The organism is Paenibacillus sp. JNUCC 35 (genome assembly GCF_058269095.1).
Genome location: NZ_CM177771.1, coordinates 232,799 through 248,183 on the forward strand (window position 1 = coordinate 232,799; position 15,385 = coordinate 248,183).

The following is a 15,385-nucleotide window of genomic DNA, read 5'->3' on the forward strand; positions in this document are numbered from 1 at the left end:
CGACTGTCAGGGCCGGCTACAAGTAAGACTATACAGGCCCATTGTGTTGGGAATATGGCAGCGGAGAAAGATTGCGGTAACGAACAGAACGCCCGGAAATGGGCCGGATCCTCAGGGTTTTAAAAATCCCCAAACTTCCAAGGAAAAAAGCCGTTCCGGCTTCGGGAAGCGGAACGGCTTGGTCGGGACGGGTATGAGAAGGAGGATCAGACGGCAGGCAGGGTGAGCTTGAAAACCGTTCCTTTGGGCGATGTCTCCTGAAGGGCCAGCTCCCCGCCGTTGGCCTGGGCGAGCAGCCTGCTGAGGGGGAGGCCCAGACCGAGCCCCTGCTTCTTCTTCCTCCGGCTGTCGCCCCGGTAATATCTCTCGAAAATATGCGGCACTTCGGATTCCCTGATTCCGCTGCCGTTGTCTTTTACATCCACGTGGATCATGGAACCGAGGGGATAGGCGTGGACGGTGATCGAGGTTGAACCCGCCGCCGTACTGTTCATAATCAAATTCATGAGCATTTGTTTAAGCTGCCCTTGATCCGCAAGCAGCCGGATTGTCTCCGCAGGGAGGACCGTCTCGACGCGAACATTGGCGCAGGCGGGCAGGGAGTTTAGCTGCTGCACAAGATGAGTCACGAGCCGGGAGAGATCCACTGTTGTCCTCTCGGAGTGGACAGCTCCCGCTTCCAGGGACGAGAACTCCAGCATATCGTCGATCATTTTCTGCATCCGCTTAGTTTCTTCGAGAGAAATCTCCAGAAATTCATTCGCTTCGCCTCCGGTGACCACTTTGCCGTGGACGGCCTGGACCATCCCGCGGATGGAAGTGAGCGGGGTGCGCAGCTCGTGCGACACTCCGGCGAGGAGATCGGTCCGCATCTGTTCCAGCTGCCGGAGCCGGGAGGTCATTTCGTTAAAGGAAGTAAATAGCTGCATAAGCTCCCTTTCTTTCATGGGGGCGACCGGCAGGACAGGGGCATAGTGCCCGTCGGCTACCTGAAGAGCGGCATTGGCTAGCTGCCGGAGCGGTCTCGTGAGCTTGCGGAGCAGCAGGTAAATGGCGGTCCAGCCACCCAGCGCAAGACCGAGTGTAATCAGAACGGCGATCACGTAAGTCTGCCGGGTCTGTTCCGCATTGTCGGGTGTGGGCGTGCTCAGATACAGAGCGCCTATTACACTGCCGCGATCCATTAGCGGCACGCCTACCCGCAGCCAGGTCCGGTCGTTCAGGGAGAAGCTTTCGCGGTCGGTCTGCCCTTTCAGCACCGCGGCGTATCCGCCGGGGCGTTCCGCGTTGTCGTACTGGGCACCGCTGCTGCTGTACGTATCGAGGTTACCCTGCCTGTTAACGATCTGCATCATTTCATCGCCCAGAGGCCGTGCCACTTCAATCGGGCTGATGATATTAACGGAAGTGGTGGAGGGGGAGACTTTGACGGCCGGGTCCGCGCGCACTTCGGCGCGAATGCTTCCCTGAGTCTGAGCAGGGGCGCTTAATTCATAAAGCGTCATCACCCGGGCGTAGGAATCGGCGAGCTGCTCCGCTCTGGCCTGGAGCACCTCGTAACTTTGCCGGTTCGCGTTGCTTGTGATCCAGACGCCCGCAATAAGACTGACGATGAGCAGGGTGATAAACAGAATCAGCGCATAGCGCCAGGTCCAGAAACGCAGCATGGGCATCGTTTGCGGTTGTGTTTGCGGTTTAGTGAACATGCAGCGAGTACCCCAATCCCCGTATGGTAAGAATTTCCCCTTCGGAAGGAGGCCAGTCCTGGAGGCACTGACGAAGCCGTTTGATCGTTGTGTCCACGGCGCGGTCGCCTCCTTCGTAGTCCATGCCCCACACCCGGTCGAGCAGCTGCTCGCGGCTGAAGCATTGGTTGGGATGCTTGATCAGAAAGGCGAGCAGGCTCCAGTCGCGCGGATACAGAGGCAGCAGCTTGTCATACAAATAAACCGTGCACGCCGTAAAATCGACGACCAAGCTGCCCAGCCGGACAGTCCGGCTGTCCGCCATATAGGCGGAGCGTCGGAGCACCGCCTGCACCCGGGCGATCACCTCGTCGGGATCGAACGGCTTGGGGATGTAATCGTCCGCTCCCTGCTGGAGCCCTTGAAGCCGGTCCGGTACGGAACCGCGGGCTGTCAGGATAATGACCGGACAGCTTCCGTGCTGCCGGATCTGTTTCAGGACGTCCAGTCCGTCGAGGTCGGGCAGCATCAAATCCAGGAGAACCAGGTCCGGCTTCCAGGTCAGGAACAAGTCCAGCATGCCGCCGTCTCCGGGATTCCATTTTACGCTATAGGGTTCACGCTCCAGATAAGCCTGCAAAATGCGGGCAATCGGCGCTTCATCTTCGATAATCAGCACTTTTTTCATAGTCGGTCCGCTTCCTTTCTATCACCGTTAGTATATCAGCGGGAGAAGGCGGACGCCCTGGTAATAACTATACGGCGCTTCCTGCTCTCTAAACCCCCAGTTTAGAGATCTATTGTGTCAGAAAGATGGCAAATGTCCGCTAAATATTTTTGCGAGCTGTATACTTTTCTTCATTTCGATAGTTTAATAAGTGCAAATTTAATTGGTTTTTCTGGTAGGGCAGGTGAACTATGGAAGATGAATTGGTACGGATGTTTTACGTCAAAGGAAGAGTGATTTTAAAGATTTTAATGAAAATGGGCGCAGGAAAGGAGGATGCGGAAGACATTTTGCAGGATACGGTGCTCAAAGCTTTCACCTATATCGATTCCATTCCGGAAGAGCAGATGACGGCTTGGTTATACCGCGTGGCCGTTAACAGCTACTATACTTTACATACCAAAAACAAGCGGCATATGACCTTTGCTGCACAGCAGTTTACCGAATGTTTGGCAGGAGAGGAGAAGGTGGAGCAGCATATTCTGCGGAATGAACACCGGCAGGAAATTATAAGCATATTAGATTCCCTAAAAGAGACGCATCGAACTCTCCTCGTTATGAAATATGGAATGGATCTGACGTACCGGGAGATTTCCGAGCTTTTGTTTTTATCCGAGCACCAGGTAAGAACCTACATGTATAGAGCCAGAAATCAATTTAAAGAAAGATGGGAGCTGAGCCATGAATACGACGGAGAAAGATGAAAACGAGACTTTGGTTGAAAAGCGATTGAATGAAGGGTTTAAACAGACTTTAAGGAAAGCAAAAAAACGGACCTTGCTGAGAACCGTTTTCGTCAGTTTTTGTACAGCTCTTGTCCTATTGGTTTCTGCGGTATTTTTTGTCGTCCCGTATGCTAAAGAGCAGGTCGATAGGAATGGCCGAAAGCTGCTTGATCAATTAAAAGCACGGTATCTGGTCAAAGGGGCAAATCAGTTTATGGATTCATTCAGATGGCAGAATGGAGTATTTAACGGAGAAATGGAATTTTATACCTTCAAATACGTAAACGGCAAAAGGGTGCACACCGGTACTTGGCGTTATATGTACGGCATGTACACGCCCGGCGATACGTCGGGAGAAATAGCGGGACAAAAATTTTCTTCGGGAGGAGGTAACTCGTTAGAATACACTGCAATGACTCAAGAGCAAGAAAATTACCGGCCCAGCTATAACCATGCGGGATTAAAACAAATGGAATTTTATGATCCTGCCGTGGATTACAACCATCATTACAAGGATGACCTCAAACTTCTGGATCAGATAGGAAAGGACAAGTATGTGGAGATGGCGCTGTCGTTTGATAAATCCTATTCCTTGGACGAAGTCCGAACGATGATGTCCGCAGGCCCTAATCCTGTCTGGTATTGGGCAAATTCCCAGAAGGAAGAAGCCAGAAAAGCGAATGCTTATCAGCGGTACACAGAGAAGGGGAAAAATGGAGAAACCGTTGTTACGGAGAACTTTCCATCTCCTATTTATGAGGATGACGCGATCGGCTTCCATGCGGTTAATCATTACGGGGAGCAGCTCCCTGACCCTGAACAATTTTTTATTCCGGCCTTAAAGAAAGCCAGAATGCAATCCACTTACGATATAATGGCCGGTTCAGACAACCTATTGACTAAGGAGGACATCCGTATTTTAGGAGTCGTGGTGACAGGAGACCCGGAAACTTTAAAGGTTCTTCGGAACCGGGCCTTTATTAAAGCGGCTTCCCTTGGTGTGGTAACCGATAAATACTAGATGCCGATACTAGCAAACTGCAGGCCCACTGCATTCCGGCATTCCCGAGCCGGGATGTTTTTGTGCCGCCTTGAAAACATTTTCTTTTAACCTAATCAATTATTTGAATACGGCTGGAGAAGGACAATCCGGCGGCTTGTAGAACGTAGTATCTGGGTAAAAAAAACGGTTACACGCAACCGCTCTGTGGAGGTGACGTCCGGGGGACGGTCTTCAATGAGGGAAGTTAGCCGTTAGTCTGAAACCACGCTTTTTCCGGAGTTCATGAAGCTGCTGACTCGATGAAACGGTGTAAAGAGCTTTCAGTCATCGTAAGATTCGGTCTTTATGCCTATACAAAAAAGAGACCGGCCAAGCCGGGAACAGGAAAACAATTGGGGAGGAAACCGCTAATGAAATTGCATTTCGAAGGAGATTTGACAGGTCTGCAACCGGGTCTTCAGGTGTTGCTGCAGGAGCTTTCCGTCACGGAAGCGGAAGAAGGGTTGAAAGTTGCCGTCGGGCCGTCTTCCGGCGATTTGGAAGTGGGCCTGGAGCAGGGATCGGCTTACATCCGTTACGGACAAAAGCATCAGTTTTACCGCGCGCTCGGCCTTCTTGTACAGCACGGACGCGGCGGAGAGTCGTTCAGCATCCGGGAGAAGCAGCATCTAGACGTTGTCGGGCCTATGTTCGACTTGTCCCGCAACGGAGTACTGACGCTCGAAAGCTTTAAATTCATGATTCGCAAAATGGCGCTGATGGGCATGAATACGGTCATGCTGTATCTTGAGGATACGTATGAGATCGAAGGACAGCCTTATTTCGGATATATGCGCGGTCGCTACACGCAAGCGGAGCTGAAAGAGATCGACGATTATGCGGATCAGTTCGGAATCGAAGCGTTTCCGAGCATCCAGACGCTTGCCCACCTGGAAGAGTTCCTGAAGTGGGAGCCCGTCAAGGAATATAAAGACACGAAGGGTGCCCTGCTTGTCGGCTACGACAAAACGGACGAGCTCGTCGAGAAGATGATCGAAGCGGCCAGCGCGCCGTTCCGCAGCCATAAAATCCACATCGGCATGGACGAGGCGGAAGAGCTGGGCCGCGGCAAATATTTGGACAAGAACGGGTTTACGAGCCGTTTTGACATTATGGTCACGCACCTGGATAAGGTGCTGGAAATAACGCGCCGCCGCGGGCTGAAAGCGATGATGTGGAGCGATATGTTCCTCAAGCTGGCTTCCGGCACGGGCAGCGAGCATTACAACAAAGACACGCAAATTCCGGCTGAGATGGCCGCTCGTATTCCCAAAGACGTCGACCTGGTGTATTGGGATTACGTCCATACCGAAGAAGAAGACTACGAAAACCAGATTGCCCAGCACGCTCCGCTCGGCTGCAATCTCGTATACGCAGGCGGCGTTTGGGTGTTCAATACGTTCGGCGTGAACTACGGCTTGTCGCTGAAGGCGACAGACGCCGCGCTGCGGGTGAACAAGAAGCACGGCATCCGCGAAGCCTACGCGACCATGTGGGGCGACGACGGGATGGAGAGCAACCCGTACATCGCGCTGCTCGGCCTGCAGTTTTACGCGGAGCACGCGTATACGGAGGGCTCCCCGGACTGGGCCGTGCTCGCCGAGCGTGTGAAATTCTGCACCGGCCTTGAGGCGGACGCCTATCTCCAGATGAAGTACCTGGACGAAACGCCGGGTTCGGAGCCGGACAACCGCAAACAGAGCAACCCGTCGAAGTTCCTGCTGTACCAGGACGTGCTGCTCGGCTTGTTCGACAAGCAGATCGAGGGGCTGGAGATGTCCGCCCACTACGCGAAGGTGGAGCAGGACATCCGCAGCAGGCGCGACCCTGCTGCGGCGCTCGACTACATCTTCGACGTGCCGGAGAAGCTGGCCGGCGTGCTGAAGCGCAAGAGCGAGATCGGCATCGAGCTCAAGCGCGCTTATGATGCGGGCGATAAAAGTACGCTGAAGCGTATCGCGGAAGACGTGCTTCCGGAGATTGCGGAAGCGGTACGCGCCTTGCGGGCGGCCCACAGGACCCAGTGGCTGAGCATGTTCAAGCCGTTCGGATGGGAAATCATCGACATCCGGTACGGCGGGGTGCTGAGCCGTCTGGACACTGCGTCCGTGCGGCTGCTGGACTACGCGGAAGGCCGGATCGGCCGGATCGAGGAGCTGGAGCAGGAGCGCCTGCTGTACAGCACGTCGAACCGGTTCACGAACAAAGGCGTCGGCTGGTGCAGCTTCTACTACCGGATGGCGTCGCCAAACGTCTTTTTCCATGTCATGAATCCGTTCTAAGCCGGAATCTAGAATCGCCAAGATGCAAGGAAGGAAGTAAAGGAAGATCCGTCCTCGTCACGAGGGGGTCTTCCTTTTTTTGTGGGAAACCCTCAGAGGAATTCCTTATCTCGTAAGAGCCGTACAAGCCGGGAGACCGCGTTTGCGGCTTTTCTTAATGTCGCCTTATGTCAAATTTAATGGAACGGGCATTGCTTTGATTTGCGACTTTGTGGCAGTATTAAGGAGGTAGAATATTTTGGCAGGAAAAGCGGATTTTGAGCTTAAACATAGATAACGGTGATTTAATGAGATTCGGAATAAAGGAAGTGACGGCTTGAAGAAAGGAACCGTGATCATGCTCGGTGTCGTATTGTGTCTGGCTTTGTTCCTGGTCGTCAACCGGAAAACAGAAGATGCTTCTCCGATGCCGGCCCCTTCCGGGGAACCGGCCGGGCAGAATGGAAAAATCATCAACGTGCAGAATGAACGGCAGGCGTTGTATGCTTTTATAAAGACCCGCATGACGGGTCCATTCGGCGTGTTTACGAACCTCAAAGAAACGGACGAAACCAAGGAAGCGGCCACCGGCCACGAAGTGCTCAGCGAATCCGCTTCGCTTCAAATGAGGGAAGACGCACGATCCAAGCGGAAAGAAGAATTCGCACAGCACTGGGCGCTTGCCAGACAGACGTTTGATCTGAAGCAGGGCTTCAGCTACCGGTACAGCCCCATACAGCAGAAGAAATACCCGCTCAACGCGGCGGTAGACGATCTGCGGATGATCCGGGCTCTGACCGAGGCGGCCAAGGCCTTCGACGAACCGGCTTACGCCAAGGAAGCGGAGAAATACGGCAAGCGGTTCTACGAAACGAACGTGAAGGACGGCAGGCTTTACGACTTTTACGATGAAACGTACGGGATCACGAACAAGTTCGTGACGCTTTGTTATATCGACCTGCGGACGCTTGGCATGCTGCCTGTGCCCGATGCTTCCAAGCAAGCGCTTTTGGATAATATGAAAAGCCTTATCGCAAAGGGATATTTGTCGGACGCGTTCCCTTTTTACGAGACGCGGTTTGATTACGAGAAGAACGCCTACACCTCAGAGGGGATCAATATGGTGGAATCCCTGCTCACGGTGCTGCATTTGGCGGAAGCGGGTGAACCGGCTCCGGCCAGCATCCGTTACATCAAGGAACATGTAAAAGCGGGGACCCTGTACGGCCGCTATACGAAAGAAGGCACGCCCGCCACTCAGGTGCAATCTACGGCGATCTACGCGATTACGGCGATGATCGGATCGGAGATCGGCGATGCATCGCTCTATCAGGACAGCATTCAGAGAATGAACGTCTATCAGGTGAAAGACGAAGGCAGCCCGCTTAACGGAGGCTTCGGCGATGTTGCATCCGGCCAAGCGTATTCCTTCGATAATCTTATGGCTCTGCTGGCTTATACTTACTAACTTACACAAAGGAAGGTGATCCGGATGAGGACGGAAAAATCCATCAAAGAGCGGCTCCGTCTAGGTTTTATGCTGGCGGGACGTTACGTTTCCCCGGCTCTGCTGGCCGCTTTGGGTGTTCTGCTGATCACCGGCTTCGCCTTGTTTGTTCCTCCTTATATCGGAGTAGCCGATAACGGGGACTTTTTCCGCAGCATCTACAGTGAGGGCCTCTACTTCAATCTGCCGGATTACGACAGCCAGCGCTTCGGCTATTTCGTCAAGCAGTACGGCATTTACCAGTACTTTAACGAAAACGGCACGACCATAGTGTCATCCCAGTCGCTCTTCATTAAAGCGGCGCTCCTGCTAAACCAGCTTCTGTTCAGCTCGGTTGTGTTCGACATCCGCTTTCAAGCGCTGCTCTTTACGCTGCTGCTGACGGCTGCCGTGTATTTGCTGGTGGAAGCTTTGACCTGGAAAATAGCCAGGAAACACGGCTACCTGATCGCACTCCTGGCCATTTTTATGTTCGGAGACACGGGGTACACCGCCTACTTCAGTTCCTTCTTCGGGGAAAGCATCGTGTACGTCATGATGCTGTTCGTCTTCGCGTCCTGGCTGCTTATGTACCGCAAAAGATACAACGATTACGCGCTGCTGGCACTGTTCGTAATAAGCACGCTTATCCTGACGACCTCCAAGCAGCAGAACGCCCCGGTCGGCATTATCGTCGCCTGCATGGCCGTGGTTCTCCTGTGGGTCCGCAAAGAGAAGCTCTTCCGGCTGCTTACGGCGGGATCGCTGGTGCTGCTGTTCGTATCGGGGGTGGCGACTTACGCCATGATTTCCAAGGAATTCGTGAACATCAACCAGTATCACGCCATGACGCGCGGGGTTCTGATGCAGTCCGCGAATCCCGAGGATACGCTGAAATCGTTCGAGATCGACAAGCAGTACGCGATCCTGAAAGGCAGCATCTTTTACGAGCCTTACGCTACCGTGGACGTGAATTCACCCATGCTTGAAAAAGATTTTTACAGCCGCTACGGATTCGCTTCCATTCTGACTTACTATGTCACTCACCCGGACAAGCTGAGTTCCATGCTGAATGTGGCGGCCAAGGACGCTTTTACGATCCGGCCTACCGCGATGGGGAACTATGAAGCCTCCGCAGGCAAACCGTTCGGGACGCATGCGGGTTTCTTCTCCGGCTACAGTGTGATGAAGAAAGGATTGTCGCCGAAGACATACGGATTCATCGTGATCTGGATAGTCGCGCTCGTGGGTCTGTACATGCCTTCGTTTCTCGCCGCTTTCCGCGCCCGTGACCCCCGTCTCGCCCAGCGCCTGATTCTGATCGTCACGATGATTTTTATCGGCTTGGCGGGGATACTCGTCTCGATCATCGGGGCGGGGGACGCGGATCTCGCGAAGCACGAATTTCTGTTCACGGTCGCGTTCGATCTCGTTACCTTTATGGCGGTATCGGATATTTTAAGCCGCCGCCTGATGCGTAATCACGAGTACGCGGCGGATGAAGCGGATAAGATCCGCACCGGAACCGGGAAAGGTGGGAACGCGCTTGCGCAGCATCCAAGCCTATAAAATCAGCCTGCCGTTTCTGCTCCTGCTCGTTCTGCTGCTGATTCCTTTGCCTCACGCGTCCGCTGCCGGGTCCCAGCCCGTCAAGGTGCTGCTGCTCTACGACAGCCTGGCCAAAGGGACGCCGCGCGAGGGTAATGTGACGGTACTCCAGCAGCAGCTGGCCTCCTACCGTACGCAGGTTACCCTGTCGAGTATCGACCGGTACAAGCAGGGGACGATGCAGGCTTACGCCAATGTCATTACCGTCGTCAACGACGGGGATCTCCGGATAAGCAACCAGGCGTATCTCGACGATTTGTCCGCTTATCCGGGAGCTTACCTCCATGCGGGCTATCAGCTGCCCGACAAGGTCCGCGGCAAGCTCTCCGCCGCAACGGAAAAAGTCAGCCGCGACACCGCCGAGATCGCCGTGGACAAGCGGACGCAGGCGAACATCCCGCTCCGCGATATCGAGGTGCTGACGCAGACGGGCGGAAGCACGTATGGCACGATTACGCTCAGCGGAAGCGGGCGCAAGGCGCCCTTTAGCGCCGTGGCGGGCGGAACGGCGTATGTCCCTTATTTTCAGAAAGGGAATTTGAGCGAGCTTGCCATGGCCTCCGTGTTGAAGAAGTGGCTAGGTATAGAGGAGGACGGCCAAGCCTATGTGGTCCTCAAAGAAATATATCCCTTCTCCGATCTGGATCTGCTGGAGGAGACGGCGGACAGGCTGTACGGAGCGGGAATTCCCTTTACGATCAGCATCCGGCCCGTATTCGGCAACACCGACTACCCGGCTATGCAGCGGTATGCGGAAGCGCTGAAATACGTGCAGACCCGCAACGGAAGCATTCTGGTCAACGCTCCGGTCGTGCTGGACGGAGTGAGCCGGGAGGGCGGCACCCTGCGGGAGAAGATGAACGGGTTTATTTCCGTTCTGGCGAAGGACGGGGTGGCTCCGCTCGGCGTCGGCACGGAGATGTACTGGGCGTACGACAAGGAGTACGCGAAGTCGGGTCTCGGCTTCTTCGATTCTGCGGTTCTTTTCCCGGACGTAAAGACGCTGTACATCGATCCGTCCGATACGTCGAAGCCTTTCGCGTCCGCTCCGTACAGTATGCCGATGAGCTTTCTCCGGCAGTTCGGCGCCGCGGACCGGTCGGTACCCACCTTCCCGATGGATACCGCCGTCGTATATGACTTTTTCGGGAGCAAAGAAGAGATGGAAGAGGCTGTCGGAACGCTGGGCTCTTCCGGAATCCCGTTCGCGGATTATAAATCCGGAAGCCATGAGGTGAAGGCGGGAGATACCGTCGTCGCTTCGTCCCGCGGAACCGTTACGATCAACGGCAGTCCGGTCAATACGGAATACACGCCCAAAAAAATCAGCGCCGATTATGAATACGAGAAGAAACAGCAGCAGAGCCTGGCAGGGGCATTCAGCGTTCAGAACCGCATTTTTATCATCATTATTATGGTGTCCCTGGTTGTCTTCGGAGGTTTGATCGTGGTCGGATATCGTCTGTACCGCAAAAAATATTTGAAATAAGGAGCTCTCCATGACTATCTCAGACTACCTGATGTTGATAGCGGTCTTGAGCATCTGGTCCCTTCTTCTTGTCAACGTCCTGCTCATTATCGCGGGCTACTTCTATTACGTGCAAACCGAGAGAGAGCCTATGCCGGACATTCCGGCGGGAGAAGAGCCTTTCGTCACGATCATGGTACCGGCTCACAACGAGGGTAAAGTGATCAGCCAGACGGTGGAAGCGCTGCTGGCATTCGATTACCCCCACGACCGGTATGAAATTATCGTGATCAACGATAATTCCTCGGACAACAGCGCGGAATTGCTGGCGGGCATCCAGGCGAGGAATCCCCGGCGTAATCTCATCATTATCAATACCGATTCCGTAACGGGAGGCAAGGGAAAATCCAACGCGCTCAACCTGGGATTCGCACAGAGCAAGGGCGAGCTGATCGCCATTTATGACGCCGACAACACGCCGGAAAGAAAAGCGCTTCGTTACCTGGTGGCGGAAATCACTAATGACGCTTCCCTCGGGGCCGTCATCGGCAAGTTCCGCACCCGCAACCGGGACGTGAATCTGCTTACGCGCTTCATCAACATCGAGACGCTGTCGTTCCAGTGGATGGCGCAAGCCGGCAGGTGGAAGCTGTTCAAGCTGTGCACCATACCCGGCACCAACTTTATTATGCGGCGGCATATCGTGGAGAGCATCGGGGGCTGGGATGTGAAGGCGATCGCCGAGGATACCGAGATCAGCTTCCGGATCTACATGATGGGCTACCGGATCAAGTTCCAGCCGAAGGCCGTCACGTGGGAACAGGAGCCGCAGACCGTCAAGGTGTGGTTCAAACAGCGGACCCGCTGGGCCAAGGGCAACATTTATGTGATCGTGAAGAATTGCAAGCTGCTCTTTCGCCCCGAAGCGAAGAGGATCCGGTTCGATATCCTCTACCTGCTGTCGATCTATTTCCTCCTGGTGACGGCGCTCGTGACCTCCGATGTTCTGCTTGTGCTCAATGCGCTGGGTTATGTACATACGACCATCGCAAGCTTCAGTACGTTTTTATGGCTGCTGGCGGTCACGCTCTTTGTAGTAGGCACTTATGTCACGTTAACTACCGAAAAAGGTGAGATGAACCTCTCCAATGTCTGGATCATCATGCTCATGTACATATCCTATTGCCAGATGTGGATGGCGGTCGCCGTTTACGGCCTTTATAACTATTTCAAGGATCAACTTTTCGGCCGGGAAGTAAAATGGTATAAAACCGAACGCTATTAAGGCGCTTAGGAAGATTTCAACGAAAAATAGAGTACAGGAGAATTTCATGATGACTATGAAAAAATGGCTGGTGTTCATCTGCCTCTTATCGATATTCGCGGCCCAGTTCGGCCAGGGCGCCGCGGCTGCTCCCGCGAATGGGGAAGCGCGAACTTATCAGACTGCATTCACCGAAAGCGAAGCATCCTTGTCGGGTGCCGTAAGCTCCAAGCAGAAATATTTTGAACTGATGGATTACTGGAATGTGGAGACGGTCAAAATCAATCTGGACTATCAGGCCACGCAGCTGGCTAAAGAACTGATATCCAGTGTCACTTTATCCGTAAACGGTCACGCGTTTCATTCCTTCCGCCCTGTGGCCGCCGATAACGGGCGCCAGCGGTTGTCGGTATCCGTGCCGAAAGAATGGCTCAAGAAGGGCAGCAACATGCTGGAGATAACCGGCTACATCCGTACGATCGATAACGAAGTGTGCGCGCCGGACGATGCTCCCGATCACTGGCTCAGCCTGTTTACGACATCGAGCATCGATGTGGCCTACACGAACGCCGAGCTGAAAGCGGCCATCAACGATTTCAGTCACCGTTTCGCGGGACTGGATACGGTCGGCGCCGGACAGAGCGTTCTGACGGTACCGGATAACGGCGACCCCGCCGAACTGGAGACGGCCGTATACGCGCTCTCCGGCTTCGCCAAGGTCAAGAAAAACGCGGATAAGGATATTCCGCTGCTGCCTTACCGGGCCGATGTGCTGGGGGACAAGCAGGCGGTTGTCCTCGTCGGGCTGTATGACCGGCTTCCGGAAGGAATCAAGGGGCTGCTGAGCAAGCAGGATTACAACACGAAGGCCGTCGTCCAACTGGTGAACAAGGACACGCAGCCGACGCTGGTCGTGACCTCCCAGAATCCGAAGCTGCTCGTTCAGGCCGGCCGCTTCGTCGCCAATCCGTCCCTGATGGAGCAGATGGACAGCGACCTGAAGGTCGTCGAGGAGAGCACCGATGTAGCGACTCCTCCCGTTGCTTACAGCACCCAGGTGACGTTTACCGAGACGGGCGACGAAGTGAGAGGGCCGGGCCATCAGGAGAAGACTTATTTCGTATCTCTGCCGACGAACCGGTCCATCGCGGATGCCGGGCAGATCACGCTCGATTTCCGGTATGCCCAGAATCTCGACTTTAACCGTTCCCTGGTAACGGTCTCCATTAACGGAATTCCGATCGGCAGCAAAAAGCTGACGAAAGAAATGGCGAACGGAGACAAAGCGGTTTTCGCGATTCCGTCCAACGCCGCGGTATCCGGGAACTTCTCCGTGACGGCCGCTTTTGACCTGCAGATGGTCAGTGCCGCCTGTACGCAGAACGGCAATAAGACGCCATGGGCCTTCCTTACGAAGGATTCCATGATCAATTTCAAAACCAAGGACCGGACGGATATGCTGTTCAACAACTATCCGTATCCGTTCCTGCGTGACGGAGTGTACAACCGCGTAGCGGTCGTGCTTCCCGAGGCGAAGGATGACTACACGTACCGTTCCGTCTCGAATGTGTTCAACCTGCTGGGCCAATATGCCAGCGGCAACACGGGGGACGTCCGTTTTTACAAGGATACGGCAGGCTCGGACCAGCTGAAAGATTCCAACATTATCGCCATCGGGACCTTTATCGACAACAAACTCATTCAGGAAAACAACAAGAATCTATACTTCAAGTACGATCCCAAGGGCGAAGGCATTCTGTCCAACGAAAAAATAAGCATAGAAACCGAGTACGGAAAGCGGTTGGGAACGCTCCAGCTTCTTGCGTCGCCTTTCCAGGCGGGCAACGGTTTTCTAGCCGTAACGGGAGCCCGTGCCGAAAACTATTACCTGGCTTCCAAGCTGATCGCTAACGAGAACGCCAAGTGGAAAGTATACGGCGACGGCGTCATCACCGATAAGGACGGTAGCGTCAGCGCCTACCGCTTCAAGAAAGAAGCGGGCGAGGGAGACCAGTCCCTGGTGAAGGACGTGCTGCAGCGCGGCGACGTTCTCGGCTTCCTGGTCGCTTTCGTGCTGGTCGCCGCTCTTGCGGTTCTCTCGCTGATCCTGCTGTTCCGCAAACACTTGAAGAAGAGAGGTGGCCGCGATGAAAGTTAATCGTAGTTCGCTTCTATCCGATATCGCTTTTCTGGCGCTGCTGGTGTTGTGCAACGTTTGCGTCGCTTTCACCGCCGGGGACCCGAACAGGTACGTGGAAAATCTGATTTTCCTCAATCTCGCTTTCTTCTTTGTGGTAGTCACTTACTTCACCACAATTACAGCCGGGCTCATTCTGAACATCGTGTTCATTTTCGGGTACGGGACCTACATTCTGTATGAGACGGTAACCCGCGGAGAGACCATCGGCGTATCGACTTACTTCTGGCTGATCATGACGCCGGTCCTGACGGTGGTTATCTGGCTCTTCACGACGGCGACAAGGCAGCTCCAGGCCGAGAACGACGATCTGCAGAAGCAGAAGGCCCGGCTGGCGACGCTGGACGAGCGGACGGACCTCAAGAACAGCATCGCGTTCCGGAAGGATGCGAGTGTGTTCGCGGGGATCTCGACCCGGTATAACATTCCGCTGACGCTGCTCGTCATCAAGGTGAAATACTGGAACGAAATCCGCCCGCTCATCGGCGATGAACAGCTTGCGGAAGCCATTATCGACGTCTCCAAAATCAGCCAGGCCAGCATCCGGACCAACGATGCCCTGTACTTGCTGGACAAGGAAGACGCCACATGGGGGCTGCTGCTGTTCACGGACCGTGACGGGGTCAAAGTCGTAATGGAACGGATCAAGCAGAGCCTGGAAGAGTTCAACACCCGGGATTTTGCCCAGAAATACAAGGTCGACCTCAGTCTGAAAATGGGCGCGGTCCAGTACCAGGCGGACACGATCGATTCGCCGATCGACTTTATCGTCCAGGCGAAGAAACAGCTGGAGTATGACGTTTAGGGGATTGATAATAAAAACACGGCATGCTGAACGACTCAGCGTGCCGTGTTTTTGTATAGAGGCCGGGCTTCGGGCAGAGATTGACTCTTATCGCCTGGAGCCTGGAATGGGGAAGTA

At 54.4% G+C, this 15,385-nt stretch carries 11 protein-coding genes; 9 read left to right on the forward strand and 2 right to left on the reverse strand.

Annotation, left to right across the window (positions count from 1 at the left end; translation table 11 throughout):
* Positions 1–206 precede the first annotated feature (206 nt).
* Both AC2TF6_RS01170 and AC2TF6_RS01175 read right to left on the reverse strand, forming a co-directional pair.
* Positions 207–1,706: a sensor histidine kinase gene (locus AC2TF6_RS01170; protein WP_491309621.1), complete on the reverse strand. Its 1,500-nt coding sequence runs from the start codon at positions 1,704–1,706 to the stop codon at positions 207–209.
* Entirely contained in the window at positions 1,696–2,373 is a 678-nt protein-coding gene (locus AC2TF6_RS01175; RefSeq protein ID WP_491309622.1) for a response regulator transcription factor, read from the reverse strand. The genes AC2TF6_RS01170 and AC2TF6_RS01175 overlap by 11 nt, the downstream gene beginning before the upstream one ends.
* Positions 2,374–2,603: 230 nt before the next feature.
* Here AC2TF6_RS01175 and AC2TF6_RS01180 point away from each other — a divergent pair, with 230 nt between their 5' ends.
* From AC2TF6_RS01180 to AC2TF6_RS01220, 9 genes are all read left to right on the forward strand, one after another.
* Complete coding sequence (locus AC2TF6_RS01180; RefSeq protein ID WP_491309623.1) at positions 2,604–3,116, forward strand: RNA polymerase sigma factor; 513 nt, start codon at positions 2,604–2,606, stop codon at positions 3,114–3,116.
* Positions 3,094–4,158, forward strand: a complete 1,065-nt coding sequence (locus tag AC2TF6_RS01185) for an anti sigma factor C-terminal domain-containing protein (protein ID WP_491309624.1) — start codon at positions 3,094–3,096, stop codon at positions 4,156–4,158. The genes AC2TF6_RS01180 and AC2TF6_RS01185 overlap by 23 nt, the downstream gene beginning before the upstream one ends.
* A 392-nt stretch (positions 4,159–4,550) precedes the next feature.
* On the forward strand, positions 4,551–6,461 hold the full coding sequence (locus AC2TF6_RS01190) for a beta-N-acetylhexosaminidase (RefSeq protein ID WP_491309625.1): 1,911 nt from the start codon (positions 4,551–4,553) through the stop codon (positions 6,459–6,461).
* 316 nt (positions 6,462–6,777) lie between these two features.
* Positions 6,778–7,908 carry a hypothetical protein gene (locus tag AC2TF6_RS01195; protein WP_491309626.1) on the forward strand — a complete coding sequence of 377 codons (1,131 nt, stop codon included), beginning with the start codon at positions 6,778–6,780 and terminating at the stop codon, positions 7,906–7,908.
* 24 nt (positions 7,909–7,932) lie between these two features.
* Positions 7,933–9,495 (forward strand): glycan biosynthesis hexose transferase WsfD, encoded by a 1,563-nt coding sequence (gene wsfD / locus AC2TF6_RS01200; protein WP_491309627.1) that lies wholly within the window; start codon positions 7,933–7,935, stop codon positions 9,493–9,495.
* A complete protein-coding gene (locus AC2TF6_RS01205) occupies positions 9,473–11,023 on the forward strand; it encodes a hypothetical protein (RefSeq protein ID WP_491309628.1) in 1,551 nt (516 codons plus the stop codon). Before wsfD ends, AC2TF6_RS01205 begins: the two co-directional genes overlap by 23 nt.
* Positions 11,024–11,033: 10 nt before the next feature.
* A complete protein-coding gene (locus AC2TF6_RS01210) occupies positions 11,034–12,287 on the forward strand; it encodes a glycosyltransferase family 2 protein (RefSeq protein WP_491309629.1) in 1,254 nt (417 codons plus the stop codon).
* Positions 12,288–12,336: 49 nt separating this feature from the next.
* The gene (locus tag AC2TF6_RS01215) at positions 12,337–14,424 is read left to right on the forward strand and encodes a cellulose biosynthesis cyclic di-GMP-binding regulatory protein BcsB (RefSeq protein WP_491309630.1); all 2,088 of its coding nucleotides are present in this window, start codon (positions 12,337–12,339) and stop codon (positions 14,422–14,424) included.
* On the forward strand, positions 14,414–15,268 hold the full coding sequence (locus tag AC2TF6_RS01220) for a diguanylate cyclase domain-containing protein (RefSeq protein WP_491309631.1): 855 nt from the start codon (positions 14,414–14,416) through the stop codon (positions 15,266–15,268). Before AC2TF6_RS01215 ends, AC2TF6_RS01220 begins: the two co-directional genes overlap by 11 nt.
* Positions 15,269–15,385 lie beyond the last annotated feature (117 nt).

Coding starts and splice junctions, on each gene's coding strand:
- AC2TF6_RS01220 (WP_491309631.1), top strand. CDS start 14,414: ATGAAAGTTAATCGTAGTTCGCTTCTATCCGATATCGCTTTTCTGGCG.
- AC2TF6_RS01190 (WP_491309625.1), top strand. CDS start 4,551: ATGAAATTGCATTTCGAAGGAGATTTGACAGGTCTGCAACCGGGTCTT.
- AC2TF6_RS01180 (WP_491309623.1), top strand. CDS start 2,604: ATGGAAGATGAATTGGTACGGATGTTTTACGTCAAAGGAAGAGTGATT.
- AC2TF6_RS01170 (WP_491309621.1), bottom strand. CDS start 1,706: ATGTTCACTAAACCGCAAACACAACCGCAAACGATGCCCATGCTGCGT.
- AC2TF6_RS01175 (WP_491309622.1), bottom strand. CDS start 2,373: ATGAAAAAAGTGCTGATTATCGAAGATGAAGCGCCGATTGCCCGCATT.
- AC2TF6_RS01185 (WP_491309624.1), top strand. CDS start 3,094: ATGAATACGACGGAGAAAGATGAAAACGAGACTTTGGTTGAAAAGCGA.
- wsfD (WP_491309627.1), top strand. CDS start 7,933: ATGAGGACGGAAAAATCCATCAAAGAGCGGCTCCGTCTAGGTTTTATG.
- AC2TF6_RS01210 (WP_491309629.1), top strand. CDS start 11,034: ATGACTATCTCAGACTACCTGATGTTGATAGCGGTCTTGAGCATCTGG.
- AC2TF6_RS01215 (WP_491309630.1), top strand. CDS start 12,337: ATGACTATGAAAAAATGGCTGGTGTTCATCTGCCTCTTATCGATATTC.